The sequence below is a fragment of the Emticicia sp. SJ17W-69 genome (genome assembly GCF_051209875.1).
Lineage (GTDB): Bacteria > Bacteroidota > Bacteroidia > Cytophagales > Spirosomataceae > Emticicia.
On record NZ_JBNTQY010000001.1, the window covers coordinates 4,553,731 to 4,575,344 of the forward strand.

Consider the following 21,614-nt stretch of genomic DNA (forward strand, 5'->3'; position numbering starts at 1 on the left):
TTCTGTAAATTTCTATATAATTTATTGTTCAATACTTTAGAAAAACTTATTTATTCATATGGGATGTATAAAAAAAAGATGTCTTTCGACATCTTTTTAAAATAGTAGAACTTGTATATGTTAGTACAGTAATGATTTAATTTCAGACAGTATATTCGTCAAAGATGCTTTTTCAATAGGGTGAATATGGTCTCCATCTGTCCAAATTAATAAAGTTTCTGCCTTATTTTTACCCTTCATTTGGGCAACAATCGTTTCCTTTTTATTAGATTTTAACCTCATACCTAACATTGTAGTAAAATAACTTGTATAACTTTCTGATGATAATACTGTATCTACAGAAAAACCCAGTTTGAGATTTGCTAAAACAATATTTAACAAATCAACCCTTTGAAGTGATTTTACTGTAGTTCGAAGTTTGTAAATTAAAATTGAAACCCTACGAGCTATCAAGCTATTAATAAATATATTCCTTACTTCATTATCTAAATCAAAATTTACTTTTTGAAAATTTTTGGTTAAATCAAAATTAAATCCTATTGTGTGTTGCTCATCTTTACATATTTCAATAACTCGCTTTATAACCTCTTTTTTTATTTCTTCCTCCCAGAACTCAAAATTCTTCAATCCAACATAGTCGTCCATTATTTCTAATAAATGTGGACTAGCAAACACTCCTTTGGGCTTATAGTTTTGAATTTCAAAATATTCATTAAAAAATAAATCCACTTGATTTTCATCAAATTCAAGTCGTGGAATATTTAGACTAAGTATTTCATTATTACTTGAATTTTTATTGTAACGAAGAGCAAAACCTAATAAATATTTAAGTTTATATTTCTTATTTATATTCTCAATCGTAATTATATGTTCATAGTCTTTTTCTTTAATTGCTTTTTTTAAAGATTTTAATCCAGATTTTGACAGTTGGCTTAATATCAGCTTGGTACAATTTTTTAATATTTTAGGCATACCCTCGGTTAGATAAAGACCTTGGTCTCCTTTCGTGGCGACTAAAGCTTTTTGTGAAAAATCTAAATCTTCTATCTTCCCTTTGAAAGATGGTTTTACATCGGGGTCTCTTGAATACGCTGTATGATACCATATTACAGGTTTAGGATTAAGCTCATTTAAAAATGATTGCAAATCCCTACCTCTCGTTTTGGTGCATTCAATTTTTACATCAAACCCTGATTCTCTAACAAAATCACTATCTAATTCTGCATAATTATGGTCAATTATTGCTAAAGTTATCAATTTTCTCTTTTGTGTGATTTCTTCTATAACTTGCCCAACAATTTGTCGTTCATACACATTAAAAAAACTTAATGCAATTAATCTTCTATCTTCGATAAAATAATTTTTAGGTTCAAAAATTAACGAACCTGTTGTTACTTCTAATTCTTCCTCTAAATCATCAGAAACCAAAATATCCAATTGGTATTCTTTTTCATCTGAAATATTCATGGTTTTGGTATTTTTAGACTAATTTTTGTTACATTATTTTCTGTATTTTTACTTTCGGCATCAACTTCAAGTCTCCAAAACTGCTTCGGTTCATAATTCCTTTTATTCCAACCAACAAAGTAAGGCAATGATAAATATCTTTTTATAGTACGAATACCAGCTGTTATTTTAGTAGAAAAAGATTCTGTTTCAATATCATGTACCCAAAAATCAAACGCCTCCTTGGTCATAAATTTATTATTTTCAAAAATTAAATAATCATATCCGCTTGATTCTACTAATTGTATTTTTATCTTGGGATTTTTATAATTTGTATACTTAAAAGTATTTTTAAGCAGCTCTAATATAACTAATCTGACACCCGTATTCAATCCTGTAACTTCATAATCTTTTCTAACTACAATTTCGTTAGATGAAGGAAGGCTTTCAATTAGTTGTAAAATAGTTTCTTTATGTTCCTTTTGAGAAAGAGATAAAGATTCAATACTATTTTTAATGACTTCTATTGATTCTGTTATTAATTCCAGTAAACAGAAAGTCTTAGTATCATTTTCTAAAAAAATAGCACCTCTTTCATCTATTTTCCCTGTATCAAGGTACATCTCACCCACTCTCATAATAGCTAAATTAAATTCATTTGCCTGTTTTAACCAACTTAATGCTGACTCAGATTTTAACAAATTTGTTTCTAAGTAACTACCCTTGTATTGATTATTTTCTTCTAAAAACTCAAGCCCTTTTTTGTTATAACTAACAAGTGCATTCAATTGATGAACAAAGCTATGCGATTGTTCATCGTTGATTTTTTTCCATTCAGCATCTTTTACTTTAATCAATGCAGTCTGTGATAGTATTTTTTCAATCAAAGCAAATAAATTACAAAGTTCATCTTCTTCTAATGCACGTTCAACAATAAAGAATAATATTCCGTTATATGTTCCATTGGTTTCAGGTCGTAAAAAATAAGCAAAAAAATCATTATCATAATTTCTTACAAAATCTGAGTAATAATTCATCATTTCATTTATTTTAGCTTCATTACCCTCAAAGTACGTATTAATTTTTTCAATGAATTTACTATTTTCAGAATTACTACTTTCGAGAAGTAAATTATATACAGCAAATGAGTCTGAATAATGATGTAATGCTTCTGCGTTACCATTTCCTTTTAGCACCAAACCCATAACATCGTTAGATTCCAAGATAAACTCTGTAATGCTAACAGCTTTATCTTCTTTGACCAATGTTGCTGCACCTTCAATACTTTTTCTGACTTTATCCATTTTACTAATTCTTTTTTCATCATTATTACTATGTTTTTTTAAGAATTCGTCAATATTATTGATATCTATGGTACGGACTTTCTTATAGTCACTAATGAAAAGAACTGTATGGTAGAGATATATTTCTTTAAAGTAAGATATTATACTTTCACAACTAAAATCGAAACATCTGGAAACAAATATTTCTTCATTTATTGCTCCTCCATGAAACAGTTTTTGCTGCTCTTGGATATATTTTCTAGTTTTGAAGTTAGTTAATGACATATTAAAAAAAATTACTACTCAATATAATCGGCATTGTTTTCAAATTTATCTTTAAGCTGAGTTGTAGCGTAAAAAGCTATCCCAATTGAAAAAAAAGCGACAATAAATGCACTATGTAACAAACTAAATCCCAAATTTTTCAATGGCATATAACCAAACTCAGTTAAAGGGAATAATAAGCCTCTAACTACATTTGGTACAATAGAGGCAACTGTACCTCTTAAATTGGTTCCAAATTGTTCAGTTGCATTCATTACGATTAACCCCCAAAAACCAACACTTGCACCAAGTAATGCACACCTAAAGTAAAAGTCAATCGAAGAAAAAATAGGAACATATAGATATATTGAAATAGCAAGAAATTGAAAAGCTAAGTAATATTGTATTACCCTAATTCTTTTGGCTATAAATATGCTTATCATACTAGCAAAAATATCAAAAATAGCTAAACTAAAATATGCAATCATAACAGCAATTGCTGGTTTGATTTCAGAAAGTAGTTTAACTTCCCCAAACTCTTTTGAAAGTGGGATTAAAAAACCCATTATATAGTATGCTGGTAAACCAGCTAAAATACAGTAAAGCATTTTCAATCTTCTATTCTTATCTGACAAAAGGTATAATAAACTTGTGTCGGCTTCATTTTCGGATGTTTTTTCAAATAAAATAGACTCCGAAATTGCAGAACGGAAAAATAATAGAATAATACCCAAGACTCCGCCTATAATAAATGCCCAGCGCCACCCACTTAAACTCAAATAAGTTGTATGTTCCAGTGATAACGCTACAACTCCAGCTATTACGGCTCCAAACATTCCAATTACTAAAAATATCATGTTTGTTAAAGTAGTCTTATTTGGAGGTACGACTTCTTTTATCAATGCTAACCCAACTCCCATCTCTCCAGCTAAACCAAAGCCTGAGAAAAATCTAAGGGCTTTGTACCAAGCTATATCTTGAATAAATGCATTTGCAATGGTTGCTATTGAAAAAGTAAGAATTATGCCTATAAGTGCTATTTTTCTGCCGTAAATATCTGAAATTCTACCCCAAAAAATTCCACCAATAAAAAAGCCAACAACTGTCCAATTCATTAACGAAATAGCAAAAGTACCTAACTCAGTCTCTGGGATATTCAATTCCAGTAGACTTTCAACTCTAACATTAGCAAAAATGGTTAGGTCATACAAGTCCACAAAATATCCAAATGATGCTATTAAAACAATAAACCACATTTTTCGAGTCATTTTTTTATTTTCCATAGATTTATAAGTTTAGTAAAATAATGCAAGCAAGTTGCGGATAAATTTTAGTAGAAATCTTATTTTTTCTTATTTTTTAGCTAATTGTATTACAAGGCATTAATTTTGTTGTCTAAAAGATAAAACTACTTAAATGCAATTAGATTTAAAGAATAAAATTTGCTTAATTACAGGTTCTACCAGCGGAATTGGGCTTGCGATTGCGAAAAAATTACTTGATGAAAAAGCCATTATTTATATTAATGGAAGGGATGAACAGAAGATGAAGGATGTACTTTCATCTCTGAAATCGGAATATCCAAATATCCCAATTAATGGAATTATTGCAGACTTATCAAAAGTTGACGGAGTTGAAAAAGTAATTAAAATGTTGCCTAAAATTGATATACTTATTAATAATGTTGGTTTTTTTGAGCCAAAAAGCTATTCTGATTTGACAGAATCTGATTGGAATGATTCATTTAATGTAAATTTTAGATGTAGCGAAAAATTGTCAAAACACTATGTAAAAGATATGCTATCAAACGGCTGGGGGAGAATTATATTTATTTCAAGTGCTTCTGGAATTCATATACAACCAAATCTTTTACCTTATGGAGCAGCCAAAGCTGCACAATTAACAGTTTCAGAAGGACTTGCAAAGACTACGATATACACAGGGGTTACAGTGAATGTAGTTGCACCAGGACCTACTTGGACAGAAGGGGCAAGAATTTTTATTAAAAAACTTGCCACCCAACGAAATGAAAGTTTTGAAGATACAAAACAAAATTTCTTCAAAATTGATAGGCCTAATTCAAAAATCAAAAGGTGGCTGTCTGTAGATGAAGTTGCAAATCTTGTAATTTTTTTAGTAAGTCCACTTGCTTCAGGGATTAACGGACAAATTTATATGCTTTACTGAAAGTATTTTATAATGTATTTTATTATCCAAAATCATAGAAATAGTCATTAATCATCTTGTTAAAAGTTTTTTCATATTGAATGACCCTATTTTAAATAAAATAGAGCATAAAATATTGCGACCTCATAGCAACTGCCGTTCACAAAGTCTCTCTTGTATAACTGTCTCCAAAATTCCAAATTCTTGAAAACACTAAATATTAAATCTATTAAGGCCTTCTGTCGGAAGGTCTTATTTTTTAGTGTATTTCAAACTAAAACTTTGAGTTGATTTAGTGAAGCGGAACATAAACATTTCTTCAAAACCTATTTTAAAAAGCTCAACCAATCCAGAACCCATATATGGGAATTGTTTTGCTTGGGTGTGGTATAAGCTTCGTGATGAGTTATTAAAGTATTCACCAAAGCCAAGCTGAACTGTAAATTGTTTTATTCTAAGACATACGGAGACCTGTTTTATAGTACACATTCATAGAATTATACCGTTACATAACCGAATAATAAAATTACTAAAATGATTCGCTTTTAATTTGTACTATTGCTGAAAATATTAATTTTTGAGATATAGACACTATTATAATAATACAAAAAGTACAACAAAACATTCGTATTTTTAGGAATTAGTTACAAATTAATGAAGACGATAATTGACAAACCAACCAATATAAACAAAGACTTGTTAAATCAACTTATCAATTTGGTTGAAGAGGGTGCCCAAGTTCAAAGACATTATATAGAGAGAGGAATTGAAACAGCCGACTTAATTGCATTATACGTTTTAAATGGTATTATACTTAGTTCTGTCACTTTGAAAAATCCATTGAAATCATACAAAGACAGCGTGTTTCAGTTAGCACGAGCTAACAAATTGAATATTGACAGTCTTAAAGAGTTAGGTTACATAATTACAAACCCTGAACATGAAGGGCAAAAGCTTTGTCAGAGTTTATTAACAGAGTTTTTTAAAATCATAGGAGAAAAACAAATGTTTGCAACTACACGCAAACCTTCGATGGCTCATATTCTTACGAAATTTGGCTTTGAAAAAATTGGACACACATATAAGACTGATTTGGAACTATTAGTTTTAAATGTTAAGGATAACAGAACAAATATCTAAAAAAAAATGATGAGAGAACAACTATCCACATATAAGTTTTAAAAAATGCAGCGGAATCATTCAAAAATGGCTTGAGGTTATACTTTGATTCAATTTTGCTGTATAATAACAAATCCTGTCCATCAGCTTTCCAATTAGCTGTTTTAGCTCTTGAAGAATTTATTAAATCTTATTGGGTGGAACGCTATTATTATTCAATTTCAAATGAGGGTTTTCCTGATAAGGAATTTGAACAAGAATGGTTGAACCTATTATATTTTCATCCAAGAAAACAGAAAGCCTTTTTTGGGTGGGGCATTTCAAGGGAATACAGTTCAAAGTTTATAACAATGATTGAAAAAGGAGAGTTAAAGTTAAAGAAACAAAAAGCAACGTATGTTGGGCTTAAGAAAACCAAAAAGGTTATTGATGTTAATGGTAAAATATCTTTGCCAACACAAATAAAAGAATTGGACGCTATACAGCTTATCTCGCTTTTAACTGACTATTTAAAGGACCGATGCGAAATGAAAAAGTTTTATGAATATCATTTTGACATTGAGGAAAAAGATGCACTCTTAACCGAAGAACTACATAACGAATTAAAAAAAATGGCGACACCGAAGTTGACTAAAGAGAACACCATCATTTGAGACAATATTGAAAAAAGGCAGCAGGTAACACAGGTAACTGTTGCACAACTACTTCCAAAAATCCAAAATTTCCAAAAAACAAATATATTGACATCCCGAGGTCTTTTTGTTGATTGCTTTAAATTTTAGGTGGCTTGCAACAGTTATATATTTCTTCAAACCCTAATAAAACCTACCCAACTAAGCCAGCCCCCCCCCCCTATACGGGCATTGTTTTGGTTGGGTAGGTATAATCATCACTTCTTCAATATTTTGTTCCGTTTCAATAGCATCAACTAATCTGATAATCTAATGGAAATTGGGTCACTTGTAAACTAAACTTGTCTCCAGTTACAACGAATGGAGCTACTTTAAGGTTATCATATTACCCATTCTACTACATAATCGCCGTTACTTACAGGATTCTAAATTGTATTGTTCTAAGAAATGAGAAAACCTGTTTAGTGGTACAAAATCATAGGATTATGAAGTTTTATTACCGAATAATAAACTTATCAAAATAATAAATGCTGATTCACTTTTAATTTGTAGTATTGCTGATAATACTAATTTTTGTGATATAGTCACTATTATAATACTATAAAATATTACATCAAAAGTATAATACAATATTGTAATAGTCCTAATAAATACAAAAAGTACGATAAAACTTTCGCATATTTAGGAGTTGGCTGCAAGGGTAAAAAGACACTTACTTAAATCATGAATGACATTTTTAGCGATATTGAACAAGCAGAACAAAACAGAAAGAAATTTTCTGACGATATAACTGCAAGCAAGTATGACCTTGACTCTTTACTAACAGAATTTAGACGTATTTCTATGTCTTATTATGATAAAGGAATGACGCCAGAAGAGCAAAAGAAATTTCCCAAAAAAGAATTTTCTACACGTATCAATGGACAAGAAGTAAAAATACCAATTGATAATAATATTTATGTGGATTTAATTACTTTAATCGATACGATGTATCCATCACTTATTGCCCCTTTTCACCATTACAATAATTACATTGACTTTTACTGTAAAGACTTTCTTTGGGACGATATAAAATATGACTTAGACGAAGATGAACCAAGAGATTCTAATACTTTGCGGAAAATTAAATATCAAATTGAAATTCAAGCATTGTTAATGTCAATAAAAGCTGGACTTGATAGATTTGTAAGTTTCTTTTCATACTACTTTAATGGTATTTCACCACACACAACTTTTGGACGTTATAAAAAAGAAAAAGATAAATATGATGGCTTTATGTATATTGTTAATGCTAAAAAAGAAAAAGACTCTTTGATGGCTTTCATACACGCCGAATATTTTGATTGGATAAAAATTGCTGTGGCACCGAGAGACACAATTACTCATTACAACGACTTAGGAATCTACTATGAATTTAATAGTGAAATTCAGGGAGACATTCCAGTTCACTACAATGAAAGGTTAATAAAGGAAAAAGGTCAAGCAGTAAGCCCAGTCTTTGTTTATTCATACCAAACAATTAAAGGATTTACAGAGAGTTGGCATAAATTTATTTCCAAGACATTCTTAGAACTTTTAACGAAGGACCTTATAACTTATCATCCCAAATTTTGAATACTTAATTTAGTTCTTGACCGAAAGAGTCCAGCAACCAACATTAGGTTTGGCATTATTAGGACAGACGGATATGGGTTCAATATTTATACTTTATTTTGCTTCAAGTTATTAATTTAGCTTATGAATAAAACATCAGCAATATTGCAATTATCAACTCTGATTATGGGCTAACGGGACTCGAATTCCCTAACAACGTCAAGCCTTTTCTGTGAGCAGTAATATTAACACACAGCAAACAATGTTTAAATTTTATACAATACCATCAGACGACATTATTGACAAACTTGTTGGTGAACAAGCAACAATAAAATTGTCATCAGCCTTTAATCTTAATGACCCGTATGAACTTAAGTTTAATTTGGACTTAGACCCATTAGCAGAGGGACATGAAGAACAATATTACAGAAATAATCCAGGTAGCACATTCGAAGATTTTAAAAGTTGGCAGAAACACACGTTGGAACACGATGGTTACACTTGGTACATAGAACAACAACTAAGAAATGCAGTGGCTCAAACAATAGCTCTATGCTCGTTTACGGAAGAAAATAAGAACAATTTAATGTGGTCACATTACACCAATAATCACAAAGGCATTTGTATCGAGTATAAACCAGAGTTATTTGAATACTTAAAAACATTAAAAGGTTACGTTGTTTTTAGTAAAGTAAATTATTCTGATGAACCACCAACTATTAAAGCACTTGAGGATGTCAATTCGAAAGTTAGAAAAGTTATGTTTAACAAGCAATCAGAATGGAAATATGAAAAAGAGTATCGAATTGTTTTCTTAAGCGACAAAGACACAGAGTTTATTCCAATACACAAAAAATATATCAAGTCTGTTTATATAGGTGCGAGAGTTGATAAAGAGATAGAGAATAAAATATTTTCAGTCTGTAGAAATACTGAAATTGAGGTATTTTACGGCATAACACTTGGTAAATCCTATGAAGTACATTTCCAAAAACATAAAGACGGAACCTTTTATTCAAAAACATTTTGGAAATAAGACTACAGCTTTTAGGGGTTTGGCATTATAGTGACATACGAGCAAATCCTTATCTTTAGTTTTTAAATCTGACTTTTGTTATAGTTGAGATGAAAAAAATCTATTACACTTACAAAGTCAAGTCCTAAACCGTAAGTGGCAAGGTTATGACTATACCTTGTAGCACAAAAATCATGTTATTACAAAAATCAATCATAGATGAAAGCAGAAGCAATGTCATTAACCTTTTTAGGTAATGAAGGACTGGTTAGAATCCCTTTTTTTCAAAGAGGCTATGTCTGGAACATAGAAAATTGGGAAGATATTATAAGTGATTTATTAGACTTTAAAAAGAGCCACTTTTTAGGTTCCCTTATATTAAAACAACTTGAAAAACAAACAGGTAAGCCCAAAGAAGTTCTTGTAATTGATGGACAACAAAGGCTTACAACATTGAGCATTTTGTTAAGAGCACTATACAATAGCTTTGATGAAGAAACACAAAATAATTGTGACTCATCAATCAGAAATTATTTGTTCTTTAAAAAGAATCAAACCGACAAAAACTTTTTTGTAAAAATTGAACACTCAAAAATTGACAAAAAATATTATCAGAAAGTTATTAATAACGAAATTCCTCAAGATGAATATGATGCTATTGTTGTTGAAAATCCTGCCACCAAGACAACTTCAAAATCAAATAAAGTTTTACAATGCTTTAAATACTTCTCTGATAAACTAAAAGAAACTTCAGTTGAAAATCGTTTAGAGTTATTTAATCGACTTCTTGACCAAGAAAATAAAATATTAGTAGTGATTGACTTGTCTGAAAAAGAAGACGAGCAAGCTATTTTTGACACAATTAATAGTGCTGGTGTTAGGCTGAGTAGTGCTGATATTATTAAGAATGCATTATTTCAGAAAGCTTTAGACCTCTTTGATAGTATTGAAGAGGTAGAAGCTTTATACAAAGACCATTGGGAAAATGTATTTTTGATGGATGAGGATGCAATTAACTTTTGGGACACTCCAAGAGCAACAGGTAGATTGATGAGAGATAATATAGAAATTTTGCTTCACTCTATTTCTGTGATAAAAGGGTTTTTCGACCCAGACAAACATACCTTGTCAGACCTTTCCAGTTTGTATAAGTCATTCATTCTGAAAATCAGCAAGGTTGATTTAGAAGCATTTATAGAAGAAATTTCAAAATATGCGAAACTATTTAGAGAAAAAATCCTTGTGTTTAATAGTAGTAGCTTGTTTAGTTACCAAGACAGTTCGCGACTTTTTCATATTTTGAGTGTGTGTGAAATTTCAACTTTCCATCCTTATATTCTCTCATTATTTTACAAGTATGACAAAAATGAAAGTAAGCTAAATGAGGAATTACACAAGATTGAATCGCTAATCATAAGACGGATGATTACAAAATCAGAAACGAAGAGCTACAATAAAATGTGTAAGGAGTTTATAAAAGACAATTCAAATATTGACATCAAAATTTCAGAACACACCAAAGATGAGATTTTAAATGGACTTTCCAGCATTTCCAACAAAAACGCAACACTACTTTTATTTTGGGTTGAGCTTTATCGTAGAGCAAATGACAGTAAACAATCAGTTAAAGAACTAAAATACAATTATTCATTAGAACATATCATGCCTCAAAAATGGGAAGAGTATTGGGGCGATGTTGATATCCTTGATTCTAATTCAAATATTATTATGGACAAGGAAGCTGCTAAAAGAGAACGATATTCAAAAATCTACTCAATTGGAAATCTGACTTTACTAAACAGTTCTTTAAATACATCACTAAGAAACTATGAGTTCAGTAGAAAGATTGAGGGCGAAGGAAGAAAAAGAGGAATCAGACATTATGCAGATTTGGGAATTACTCGTTTTGACATTTTAGACAATTATGATAATGGTGACAAAGTTTGGAATGAGCAAAAAATAAATCAACGGACAACAAATTTGGCGAATGACATACTGGCTATGTGGTAGATAAAATATAAATTTGCTATATGTAGTAGATTAACGTGAATAAACTAAATTGAAAGAAATAAAACCACTACCTTTTACAAAAGTTTCAGACAAAAAATGGACTTTTCTGTATTCTTTTAATCTAAAAACGATTAGAGATATCTTCATCTATGTTAATAGGCAACCTATTACTAAAAAAGAACTCTATGAAAAAATGGAGCAAAATATCATCAAACCACCAAAAAAACAATGGAGTGATGATAAAAACAAGAAGAAAGATAGATTAAAACTTGAATATTTACATGCGTCTATTTTTCTTGGATTAATTTCTCAAGACAATAACTTTCTGCTAAGTGTTAATTTTGATAGTTTTAGTAAGGAAAAAAAAAATCTCATTAAAGAAAATGAAAAAAGAGATTTTTCTACTGAAAAACAATCTTTAGAGTTAAATGATATTGAGAAAAAAGAGTTTTTGTCTATAATTTTCTCCTACAGTAGAGCAAAAGATTACTTATGGTGGTTTACAAATTTTGAAACACAAGAAATCTCCGATATTACAGTAGAATACATTCAAAGAGAGGGAAAACCTTTCTATCTGATGAAAGACAATACATCTAAAGGTGCAAGAATATTACATAGAACTATAGATAATAAAGATTGGACTATTCCATACGAAGAAGAGAAAATCAATAAAAAAGGAAAATTAACCTTGACCAATGATTATAGTAGGTTAGTAACATTTGTTTTGCCGAGTTGGTTTTGTGAATTAGAAGTAATAAATAGAATCCCTATTTTGAAAGAGTTTGGTTTTAAAAAGGGGAACTGGGAGATGCATTATCCTATATCGTTAGTAGAAATATCCCTTGAAGAGTTTGAAATATTTATTAAAACGACATTTGGAGACAATTCTAAATCTTATAATGCAATATGGATTCCGCAAATAATATACAAAACTGCTCTTAAATATCGATTGCCAACAGAAGTAATAAAAAAACTAATAATTCGATTGTTTGAAGAAAAAAGACAAGAATTTACCTTGGAGAGAAGTTCGTATCAAGTATTGAGATACTCCGCCGAATCGCAAAGGCGAAGTGATAATTTTCACCAAGAACTTTTCATAATTTATAATGATTTTCTAAGAACCTATTTAACAATTAATAACAAAAAGATATGAATACTTTTCAGCAAAGTTTAATTGGTAAACTGAATGAAAATCCTGAAGACAGGTATGCTAAATTAGGATTGAAATTTAATCCTTTTCCCGCTGCTGCAATCGCACAGTTTACGCATTTAGACCCTGTTGATAGTGACATTTTTGAAAAAATAGGTTATTTCATTACCAATACTTACAAAAAAAATGTTAACGATGGCAATATAGGGGATTATGCAGGCTTAACAATAGTTGGTTCTTATGGTTCTGGTAAAACACACTTAATGAAATATATAGAACGTCAAATAAATGACATCTCTATAAACAAATCAGTAGATTTTAGTTCACTAACCGCATTCATAGATAGACCCGAAGAAAAGCCACTAAACATTATTACTAAAATCATTGAGGATTTGCAGCCAGATAATTTACGGAGAATGATTTGGTATTGTATTTACCCCTATTTAATATCAAATAAAGACTCCTTTTTTGAAACGTATTTCAAAACATCTCTATTTACTGATACAGACAAGGAAGAATTGTTTAGACCTGAAATTTTAGGCAATCCTTTGGTCTTTTATGAAAAAGTTAAACGTCTTCGTGGAAATATAAATAAGCTATTTGAGGACTGTCAAAATATACTTACACATTCAAATCATGATTTTCAAATCACTAATGATATTTCAATTGCTCAAAGGTATCTTGGATTGATTTTTCCTGAAAAAGCTCCAAATCATAATTGGGAAGTATTAACGGGTTATGTTACAACGAAAGATGTCCAAAATAAAGAATTTTTATTTCTGAAAAGCCTCGTTAAAATTTTACAGAAAAATGGATATGGTATGTTATATGTTTTCATTGATGAATTTGAGAATTTTGCAACATTGAAAGGTGCAAAACTAACAAATTATATCAATACGCTGAGTACTATGATAAATAAGGAGAGAAATTGGGCGGTTATTACCTCAATAACTCAAGATGCCCTTCAAGCCATAAAACCAGAATCACCTCAATTGTTCGACAGATTGGTAAGTGTAGAAATAAAATTAAATTCACTCAATATGGAAACGGGAAAAAGAATGATAGACAACTATTTAAACTTTGCAAAAAAGTCATCCGAAGTCGAAACGCCTAATGTATTTTCAGAATTACTACTAACAGAAATGATTCGAAAAACAGAGGGAAATGCAAGAGGACTCATAAAACTTTGTAATAAAGTAATAGAAAAAGCTGCCGATAGTAAAAATTTTCAGATTCCTATTCAAAGTGAAATACTTGCTGATATAAACTTTTAACAAAATGCCATCTATCCAACTAACTGATTTAAAATTAAGAGTTTTTGTTGATACAAATGTTTTGATTGATGCTTTTATCACCCCTGACAATATAGTTAAAAATTTTTTGTCAGACCTATCTTCTCATCCTCAAATAGAGTTAGTAACATCTGATTATGCTTTGTGGGAGCAAAACGAGTTTATTAGGCAACAAACGTGGATTACAGACTGTGTAAAAAACAATCGCTCGTACAAAGAAGCTCAAAAACACAGTATCAAAAACACTAAAAAGCTTAGAAGAAAAGTTGAAAAAATGATTACTGTTGCTTCTGAAAAGGCAGAAGAGTTAGGAATTATAAACTATAATTTAATGGATAATGCAACGTTAGAAAGTGACTTTTTTGCTTTTGTTCAATATTTGCAAATAAATACTCGAATTGCAAGTAAAGATATATTGATACTATTGTCGGCATATTCTACTCAATCATCAGCCCTTTTAAGTAGAGATAGTAGATTTAATGGAGAAGTTACAAACTTGGAACTTTCATTAGATAATTCATTATTACCTGATAAATTAAAACAAATTTGCTTCATTAAAATAAACAAAATTAATAATCCATCGAATTTACAATATATGGAGTGGTTCAAAGATAGACTCCAAAAAAAAGCAGCTATTGGAAAATGTATTAATTACTATCAAAATAGAGTTATTGCATTGGACCTTAAAGAAGAAGTTTGTTTAGGCAATTATTTATTACTTGTGAAATTCGGTGACAATAATGAATTACAGAAAATAGTCTTCCAAATCGGTCAAAATTGTTTAAGAGATTATCAAACTAATACTAATGTTCAACAAGGTAAAAAAGTGACAGTAGCTTTACCTCCGGGCAACACTATTTATCCTTTAGACTGGTTTAGATATACAATAGTTTTCAAGCTAACTGATATTTAAGACTATTCCAAAATCAAAATGTTTTCAGAAAGTTCCAAACTATGACGATGCTTTAGTGTTTTCCATTTAGTCCCTCTGGTTCTAATCTTAATCTTTTCATAAGAATTGAAGCCTGCATTTTTGGCAATATCACCTAAAATGTCAGTAGTTGGAATAAAAATGCCGTATGGAGCGGAATCACCAAGTACCATAAAGGTTTTACCTCCTGTTTTCAAAACACGTCTAATTTCTTTAATTACGTTATACATATCTTGAAAATAAAGTAACATCATTATATCGAAACTTTTATTCCCTTTGCGTTCATTTCTGTTGTCAATAATTTGATGATAGTATTCTATTAATTGTTCAGCAACTTTGTTGTTTTTTTGATAAAACTCAGAACTTTTCCATTCTTCAAGAGAAAATTTATTTTCTGCATAATGTGTAGTTGATGCAGTTACTAAATTTTTTCTAACTTTTTGAGTTATATCGTTCCAGTTAGATGTAATTCCAAAAAAATGAGATTGTACTTTTGATACTTCTCCGTAATCTAAATTATTAAGGTATGGTGGCGATGTAATACACGTATCACAAGAATTCGATGGTATCTCTGAATTAATATTTCGAGAGTCTTGTAAATAAATTTTAGATGTTCTTTCTAACGAACTGTAAGTTTTTAAATCTGATAACATTGTAGTTGCTATCTTATAGAAAGCATCCAAACATTTAACATCTTGTAGAACCTTACTTCTTGATATATAAGGAGTAGATATTGGGTTTATACTACATTTATGTAACGTTTGACTTAGTGCTAATTTAAAAAACAAATAAATTTCTTCATCTTCTATTCCCTCAATATAACTTTTAATAGAATATAACTGTGCTAAATTTTCTGAGGTGTAAAGTGTATATAAGAGAGGGTTGATAAATTGGGTTGTGAGTGTACTCTCATTCTTCTGAACAAAATCTATAATATTGACCAGTCTTTTCTGCATGATGGAATCATCGAAATTCCAATTCAATTTTGCTTTAATAACATCGTACATAAACGACTGCCCTTCATTCCCAATCGCTCTAATCTGTCTTTTTTGAGCCTGCACTAATGTTGTCCCACAACCAGCAAATGGCTCAAAAATCATGTCATCTTGTTTTAAAAGGTTGCTATCAATTAATGTATCTATCAATTTATACGAAAATCCTGCGGTAAATTTATACCAACTGTGAATAGGAGATTTTAAATTATCCTTAGCTGTACCAATATTTTCGTGGACAAATTGCATATCTAATTTTTTTACACAAACTTATCAACTAATAAACACTTTTCCCAAGGTTTTAAAATATTTTTAATTTTACAGAGCTACCTTTATTTTGCCCTTGTTTTTTATTCATAAAAGACATATTCTGTGTCCCATAGGTCATAATTGTTTTTGACCCAACCAAAATAATAGCTTAAATACGCAATTAGCTTGGTTGGGTTACTATATGTATAACTTTTTTCATGAAAAATCCATGCCGAAATCTACTACATTATTTTGCTGATTATCAGTGGCTTCGACACTCCAACTTCTTATTCCGATTGTTTTTTGTTCGACTAAATTTTCAGGTAATTCATTAAGGAAATAACTCTCAACGGTCTGATTTTCAAGTTGATAATTTTCAGCATAGATTGATTTTTTTGTACGTGTTACTATCAATTCATCTTTGGCTCTTGTTAAAGCAACATACAAAATCCTTCGCTCTTCCTCCACTTCATCCAAGTTGCCTATGGAATAAGTTAGTGGAAATTGTGCTGGTGAAACATTTAGCACAAAACATGTATCGGCTTCTAAACCTTTGGCTGAGTGTATGGTGGAAATGATGACCTTATCTTTATTTTCACTTTGCTCAATTGTTGCTTTTTGTAATGTTGGGGAATTATTGATTTTCACTGAATTATCCAACAAACATTCAGTAATAAATTCACCCAGATTAGAATATTTACTTGCTAATACCTCTAATACTGGGAAATCTGGCTTTCTCTTGTTTTCCCAATCTTCTAAGTATTTAACAGATAATTGCTCTTTTAACTCCTCATACCCTTGATGTACGGCTTGTACTAAATTATGCCTATTATCAAAAATACTTTTTAAGGTTTTCGTAAGTTTTTGTTCGCTTAAACCAGATAATGTTTGCAACCAACTGATACATTCCTCCATATTACTTAAGCCAAGCATTTTTTCAAGATAAGTTGATGCTCGTACATCTCCAATCCCCTTCCAAAGAGTAAGAAACCTAATCCATGCGATTTCATCATTTTTATTATTAACCACCCTTAAAGCTGCAAATAAATCTTTTAAATGTGCTGATTCCATAAACCCCCTACCACCATAAGTAATAAATGGAATTTTCTTTTCAATAAAAACCGCTTGCAAGCTTCGAGTGTAAAATTGAGACCTTGATAATACCAAATGGCTCTTAAATTCTTTATTTTTATGATGAAAATTATCTAAAATTTTATCTGCAATAAAATACGCTTCTTCCCAGTCGCTTTCAACATTTATTAATTGTGGAATAATACCTGCTCCCCTTACGGCTCTTAATTTTTTATCATAATTGAGTGGTGATTTTTCTAAGAGCCAGTTTGACAAGTCCAGAATCTCTTGTGTAGAACGGTAATTATCTTCGAGTTTATACACTTCCGATTCTTTCACATTATCTTTGAAATTGTGGATATTTTTAAAATCAGCGCCTCTAAAAGAATAAATTGATTGTGCATCATCGCCTACACAAAACAAATGGCAAAACTCTTGAAATGGGCTGAGTAAATCCCACTGTAATGGGTTCGTATCTTGCATTTCGTCCACTAAAATATGCTCATACTTACGACAAATAATTTTTCTCGCATTTTCATCTTTTTGCAGTGTTTTAGCTACGATTTGCAAAATATCGTCATAATCAAGATAGTTTCTCTCTCTTTTCTTAGCTTCGTAACCCCTTAGAATTGCCTCAATACTTGGTTTTATTTGTAGCAACATTTTTTCAGCTTCTTCACCCTTGAGGTCAGATAATAACTTGATTTTGATAGTCTCAGTAAGATTCAACTTAGTATTCCGTGCAAAAGAATACATATCAACCAATTCTTGGGGTTTTATTCTAAGATTTTCAAAATGTAGACTATTCTTGCCGCAAATCAGCTTCATAATATTTATTTGGTCATCTTCATCTATGATAATAAAGTCTTTGATTCCAAATACATTCGGATGTGCAAGTAATAGATGATTACACCAAGAATGGAAAGTACTACCAGATAAACTTTTCGACTGACTAACCCCCAAAGCAGATTCAACTCTGGTTACGATTTCTTGAGCCGAACGCTTGGTAAAAGTAAGAATAAGGATTTTGTTAGAGGGTACTCCTTTAGAAATCAAGTCAATAGCACGAGCAATAATTGTCTTAGTCTTTCCAGTACCTGCCCCAGCCAATAATAGTAGGTGTTTTCCACCAAACTCCACCGCTTTTTTTTGATTTTCATTAAGCTCTGTCATCGTTCTTCAACTTTGAATTTATGTATTATGAGGAAAATGCCTAACTCGTGAATTAAAATTAGACACTTTCCTTCATAATGTGGCTTTCTACTTAGCTAAATCAATTTTTTGAGCAGTGATATTATTGAAATATCTATCCCCAACTTTTCTTGATTTGACATTAGCTTGCACCGATACATGATTTCCGACAGCTATGTTCGGATTATTTACTTTATCATTCCATACTTCTATAACAATAGATTTAGGGAATTTGCCAGCTTCAATTTCAAGTAAAAACTCTACTTTTTTACTCGATTCATTGTTTATAGTCACTTCCACTATTGGAAGGACTTCTGTGATTTGTCCACTGAAATACATTGGAGTGTTTGTTTTGACCCAACCAAAACAATTACCATTATAAGGGTTTGTAATGGTTGGGTAATTAAAAAATTATTATTCAATATCTTGTACCACTAATTCATATTTTGTTGGCTTACCAGCAGCGGTATGAATTTTAAGCGTACAAGGCTCTGACCTTATATTAGTGATTTCAATTTGTAGTTCTTCGATTTCCTTCAACCTTTCTTTCAAAGTATTATCTGAACACTCAAATTCAATCTTTAATATTTCAATCAGTTCTTGCTGAGCCATAGTTGCTTCTTTAAAAATATCACCTATTTTTTCAGCTACCATCTCAACATCTGCTACCTGACGACGTTCTGCCGTCTTCTGTCTTACTAATTCTCTATCTGCTAAAATTAAACCTTTTGCGATATCAGAATAAACTAAATACAAAGGCTCATGTCTTTTACCACTTCTACTCTTCAGGAATTTCAATTTTATGAGTTCAGTATCTTGATTTTTTGCATCCCTTTCAAATCCAATATGGATAACTGATGAAGCCTTGTTACCTCCCTCCGTTCCCGTGTGTCCACGAGCTTTCTCCGAGTTAGGATTCTCATGAAGAATCAACATAAACGTTGCGTTATAGTTATCGCATAGATTCCCTAAGTAATCAAACAACTTCATGCTTTCTGATGCAGAATTAAAATCTCCAACGCAATCGGTTGCAACATCCAACAAAACAAATAACGGATTCTGTGTTTCTGACTTTACATCATTGATAAACTCTTTCACCGCCTCAAGCCTTTTATGCCTGTTAATTGCTTTTATAGAGGTAAATCTAAAGTTTGAGGTTTGAATAGATTTATCAATACAAGATTTATTTTTGATTGATTGAATTCCCATCGGCAACTCTTCTTTCAAATTTCTCTCAGTATCAATATAACAAACCGTAACTACCTCATTATCAGATTTTTGAAAACCTAAAAAATCACTCGAACAACTTGATTCACTCAACAATAAACTACAAAATAATTCTCCAAGTCGTGTTTTATGACTACCATATTTTCCCTGTAGCAGATTAATAGTACACTTACGAACTACTGGAGTATCTCCCAAAACTATCAGAGGTGGTGAATAAACTATTTCTTCCGATGCATATTTTGAAATCAATTGTTCACTTTCCAAAAGCTTCACCAAAATTGTACTTTTCAAAGTTTTTTCTCTTATGATTGGTGGTTCTGGACTTGCCAGAACCTTTTCCAATTCACTCAAGAGTACTTGTTTATCCAATTTTAGTTGAAACCAATCGGCTATATCTTTCCCACCAGAATCTTTCAATATTGATGGCAGAATAAAATTTCGTATGCCCAAACTTTGGGACTTCTTACTACTTCCTTCCAAGCCTTTTCCATCAATATCTAAACACAAAACCAAATTTCTGCACTTACTTTTCAGTAACTCCAAGGTTTCAGCGTTTATTTCGGTAGAAACATTATCAATGCCCACAGACCAAATTCCATCATCATTCAGATTACCATTTGAAACCAGACAATCTTTCAACCCCTCAACAATTAATATCGTAGTACAATTTTCAGGTAATTGATAAACACCGAAAACACCATTATATCCGCTCGGCTTTTGCCCAACCCATTGATGTTTAAATTTTTTATCTTTTACCAATGGCATATATATCTTGTAGGAATTATCGTCAATCTCAAAAGAAAAAATAGGATTTAACTTATTTGAATAAACTTGTTTTCCATTTTTTGTTTTAAATCCTAACCAACTCTCTACCTTGTATTTACTTAATACTTCCTTACTTATGCCATAATCATTCCAGTAGTCGAAAGAACCACCGATTTCAAATTCAACCTTCCGCTCCGTACTCGATAGTCCTAACATAAGGTCATCATTTATTAGGCTCATTGCTACATAAAAGTCAATATTCTTCAGCTTCATCACAAAATCTATCGCATTAAAAACCAACCCTTCTGCAAAATCCTTATATAAGTATATTCCTGAGGTTGATTTAAAAATGCTCACCGATGGTTTTTTATCAGTGCGAAAAGGCGAATTAAAAGCTTTTCCGATTTCTTTAAACTCAGTGGCATAAAACTTGAAAATTTCTAAGCCACCGTAAGTAATGCTTAGAATATTTTCTTTTGTGAGGCTATTCAACCCAATCACTAGTTGTAATATCGGAATCAAGCAATGGAATCAATTTTTTCACCCATCTTTTCCCTTTATCAGAGAATACCAACACTTCTTTAGTTGTTCCCGTTTCACTATTTGTTATTTTCTCATTATCAATCAAACCTCGCAACTTAAACTCATACATTACCCAACCCCTTTTTGTAATGCCGTATCGTTCTAAAATCATTCGAAATTTGAGAGTTGACATATTTAACTCTGTTGCGACATATCTGTCGAGGTGTGCGAAACTATATCTGTGTAATTTCATTGTTTTTTTTTAGTTTTAATGATTTTTTAATAATTGATTTTTTTGTTTCTCGTTGCCCTGACAGCAAAAACATAGAGAGATTTTCTCTTAAAAAATACAATTTTTTTGCTTTCTTTATATAAGAAATATCTCCTCGATTCACCATCGAATAGAGCGTTGGCACTGCCAGATTCAAAAAAGCAGCGGCTTCCTGAATCGTTAAAAATTCAGGTAATGAGTCAATTTTTTGCGGAAGAGAAATCTGTCGAACTGCTACATTCACTGCATCGGTGATGAGTGTCTGGAGTTCTTGGGGGGTGGTTAACACCAGATTATTTTGCATTATCTTTTTGTCATTTGGCTATGATTTTCTCAAATGACGATGCAAAAGTGTGATATAAAAAAAGTAAAATGAATATAAAAAATGGGAAGTTTTTGTGTGGATGTTGAATGTTTTTATCCCA

General features: G+C 30.9%; 17 protein-coding genes and 1 pseudogene. 9 read left to right on the top strand and 9 right to left on the bottom strand.

Translation table 11 applies throughout. From position 1 onward, the window contains the following. Nucleotides 1–120: 120 nt before the first annotated feature. The 3 genes from ACQUQZ_RS18605 to ACQUQZ_RS18615 are packed head-to-tail and all read right to left on the bottom strand — an operon-like array spanning nt 121 to nt 4,276. Nucleotides 121–1,467, bottom strand: coding sequence for a hypothetical protein (locus ACQUQZ_RS18605; RefSeq protein WP_435356590.1), 1,347 nt, complete (start codon nt 1,465–1,467; stop codon nt 121–123). After that, a complete protein-coding gene (locus ACQUQZ_RS18610) occupies nt 1,464–3,014 on the bottom strand; it encodes a hypothetical protein (RefSeq protein ID WP_435356591.1) in 1,551 nt (516 codons plus the stop codon). Before ACQUQZ_RS18610 ends, ACQUQZ_RS18605 begins: the two co-directional genes overlap by 4 nt. Nucleotides 3,015–3,028: 14 nt before the next feature. Next, complete coding sequence (locus ACQUQZ_RS18615) at nt 3,029–4,276, bottom strand: MFS transporter (RefSeq protein WP_435356592.1); 1,248 nt, start codon at nt 4,274–4,276, stop codon at nt 3,029–3,031. 133 nt (nt 4,277–4,409) lie between these two features. Between ACQUQZ_RS18615 and ACQUQZ_RS18620 the strand changes: the two genes are divergently transcribed. The 9 genes and pseudogenes from ACQUQZ_RS18620 to ACQUQZ_RS18660 all read left to right on the top strand — a co-directional run bounded on the left by ACQUQZ_RS18620 (nt 4,410) and on the right by ACQUQZ_RS18660 (nt 14,883). After that, entirely contained in the window at nt 4,410–5,180 is a 771-nt protein-coding gene (locus tag ACQUQZ_RS18620) for an SDR family NAD(P)-dependent oxidoreductase (protein WP_435356593.1), read from the top strand. Between the two features lie 633 nt (nt 5,181–5,813). After that, a complete protein-coding gene (locus ACQUQZ_RS18625) occupies nt 5,814–6,299 on the top strand; it encodes a hypothetical protein (RefSeq protein WP_435356594.1) in 486 nt (161 codons plus the stop codon). Nucleotides 6,300–6,358: 59 nt separating this feature from the next. Beyond that, a pseudogene (locus tag ACQUQZ_RS18630) lies at nt 6,359–6,931 on the top strand (AbiV family abortive infection protein); the annotation flags it as partial. 702 nt (nt 6,932–7,633) lie between these two features. Continuing rightward, nucleotides 7,634–8,524, top strand: coding sequence for a hypothetical protein (locus tag ACQUQZ_RS18635; RefSeq protein WP_435356595.1), 891 nt, complete (start codon nt 7,634–7,636; stop codon nt 8,522–8,524). 241 nt (nt 8,525–8,765) lie between these two features. Further along, nucleotides 8,766–9,539, top strand: a complete 774-nt coding sequence (locus ACQUQZ_RS18640) for a DUF2971 domain-containing protein (RefSeq protein ID WP_435356596.1) — start codon at nt 8,766–8,768, stop codon at nt 9,537–9,539. A 198-nt stretch (nt 9,540–9,737) separates the two neighbouring features. Beyond that, nucleotides 9,738–11,528, top strand: coding sequence for a DUF262 domain-containing protein (locus ACQUQZ_RS18645; protein ID WP_435356597.1), 1,791 nt, complete (start codon nt 9,738–9,740; stop codon nt 11,526–11,528). A gap of 49 nt (nt 11,529–11,577) precedes the next feature. Then, nucleotides 11,578–12,681, top strand: coding sequence for a hypothetical protein (locus tag ACQUQZ_RS18650; RefSeq protein WP_435356598.1), 1,104 nt, complete (start codon nt 11,578–11,580; stop codon nt 12,679–12,681). Then, the gene (locus ACQUQZ_RS18655; RefSeq protein WP_435356599.1) at nt 12,678–13,952 is read left to right on the top strand and encodes a hypothetical protein; all 1,275 of its coding nucleotides are present in this window, start codon (nt 12,678–12,680) and stop codon (nt 13,950–13,952) included. The genes ACQUQZ_RS18650 and ACQUQZ_RS18655 overlap by 4 nt, the downstream gene beginning before the upstream one ends. 4 nt (nt 13,953–13,956) lie before the next feature. Then, entirely contained in the window at nt 13,957–14,883 is a 927-nt protein-coding gene (locus ACQUQZ_RS18660) for a hypothetical protein (protein ID WP_435356600.1), read from the top strand. A 2-nt stretch (nt 14,884–14,885) separates the two neighbouring features. Here ACQUQZ_RS18660 and ACQUQZ_RS18665 read toward each other — a convergent pair whose 3' ends face one another. The 6 genes from ACQUQZ_RS18665 to ACQUQZ_RS18690 all read right to left on the bottom strand — a co-directional run bounded on the left by ACQUQZ_RS18665 (nt 14,886) and on the right by ACQUQZ_RS18690 (nt 21,493). After that, the gene (locus ACQUQZ_RS18665) at nt 14,886–16,142 is read right to left on the bottom strand and encodes a hypothetical protein (RefSeq protein ID WP_435356601.1); all 1,257 of its coding nucleotides are present in this window, start codon (nt 16,140–16,142) and stop codon (nt 14,886–14,888) included. Nucleotides 16,143–16,358: 216 nt separating this feature from the next. Next, entirely contained in the window at nt 16,359–18,386 is a 2,028-nt protein-coding gene (locus ACQUQZ_RS18670) for an ATP-dependent helicase (RefSeq protein WP_435356602.1), read from the bottom strand. Between the two features lie 87 nt (nt 18,387–18,473). Next, on the bottom strand, nt 18,474–18,743 hold the full coding sequence (locus ACQUQZ_RS18675) for a DUF3127 domain-containing protein (RefSeq protein ID WP_435356603.1): 270 nt from the start codon (nt 18,741–18,743) through the stop codon (nt 18,474–18,476). Between the two features lie 75 nt (nt 18,744–18,818). Next, the gene (locus ACQUQZ_RS18680) at nt 18,819–20,888 is read right to left on the bottom strand and encodes a toprim domain-containing protein (RefSeq protein ID WP_435356604.1); all 2,070 of its coding nucleotides are present in this window, start codon (nt 20,886–20,888) and stop codon (nt 18,819–18,821) included. After that, complete coding sequence (locus ACQUQZ_RS18685) at nt 20,881–21,171, bottom strand: hypothetical protein (RefSeq protein ID WP_435356605.1); 291 nt, start codon at nt 21,169–21,171, stop codon at nt 20,881–20,883. Before ACQUQZ_RS18685 ends, ACQUQZ_RS18680 begins: the two co-directional genes overlap by 8 nt. Next, nucleotides 21,152–21,493: a helix-turn-helix domain-containing protein gene (locus ACQUQZ_RS18690; protein ID WP_435356606.1), complete on the bottom strand. Its 342-nt coding sequence runs from the start codon at nt 21,491–21,493 to the stop codon at nt 21,152–21,154. The genes ACQUQZ_RS18685 and ACQUQZ_RS18690 overlap by 20 nt, the downstream gene beginning before the upstream one ends. Between the last annotated feature and the right edge of the window lie 121 nt (nt 21,494–21,614).

Bases quoted from the DNA above. Each gene is read 5' to 3' on its own strand.
- ACQUQZ_RS18605 (WP_435356590.1), bottom strand. From the start codon at position 1,467: ATGAATATTTCAGATGAAAAAGAATACCAATTGGATATTTTGGTTTCT.
- ACQUQZ_RS18610 (WP_435356591.1), bottom strand. From the start codon at position 3,014: ATGTCATTAACTAACTTCAAAACTAGAAAATATATCCAAGAGCAGCAA.
- ACQUQZ_RS18615 (WP_435356592.1), bottom strand. From the start codon at position 4,276: ATGGAAAATAAAAAAATGACTCGAAAAATGTGGTTTATTGTTTTAATA.
- ACQUQZ_RS18620 (WP_435356593.1), top strand. From the start codon at position 4,410: ATGCAATTAGATTTAAAGAATAAAATTTGCTTAATTACAGGTTCTACC.
- ACQUQZ_RS18625 (WP_435356594.1), top strand. From the start codon at position 5,814: ATGAAGACGATAATTGACAAACCAACCAATATAAACAAAGACTTGTTA.
- ACQUQZ_RS18635 (WP_435356595.1), top strand. From the start codon at position 7,634: ATGAATGACATTTTTAGCGATATTGAACAAGCAGAACAAAACAGAAAG.
- ACQUQZ_RS18640 (WP_435356596.1), top strand. From the start codon at position 8,766: ATGTTTAAATTTTATACAATACCATCAGACGACATTATTGACAAACTT.
- ACQUQZ_RS18645 (WP_435356597.1), top strand. From the start codon at position 9,738: ATGAAAGCAGAAGCAATGTCATTAACCTTTTTAGGTAATGAAGGACTG.
- ACQUQZ_RS18655 (WP_435356599.1), top strand. From the start codon at position 12,678: ATGAATACTTTTCAGCAAAGTTTAATTGGTAAACTGAATGAAAATCCT.
- ACQUQZ_RS18660 (WP_435356600.1), top strand. From the start codon at position 13,957: ATGCCATCTATCCAACTAACTGATTTAAAATTAAGAGTTTTTGTTGAT.
- ACQUQZ_RS18665 (WP_435356601.1), bottom strand. From the start codon at position 16,142: ATGCAATTTGTCCACGAAAATATTGGTACAGCTAAGGATAATTTAAAA.
- ACQUQZ_RS18670 (WP_435356602.1), bottom strand. From the start codon at position 18,386: ATGACAGAGCTTAATGAAAATCAAAAAAAAGCGGTGGAGTTTGGTGGA.
- ACQUQZ_RS18675 (WP_435356603.1), bottom strand. From the start codon at position 18,743: ATGTATTTCAGTGGACAAATCACAGAAGTCCTTCCAATAGTGGAAGTG.
- ACQUQZ_RS18685 (WP_435356605.1), bottom strand. From the start codon at position 21,171: ATGAAATTACACAGATATAGTTTCGCACACCTCGACAGATATGTCGCA.
- ACQUQZ_RS18690 (WP_435356606.1), bottom strand. From the start codon at position 21,493: ATGCAAAATAATCTGGTGTTAACCACCCCCCAAGAACTCCAGACACTC.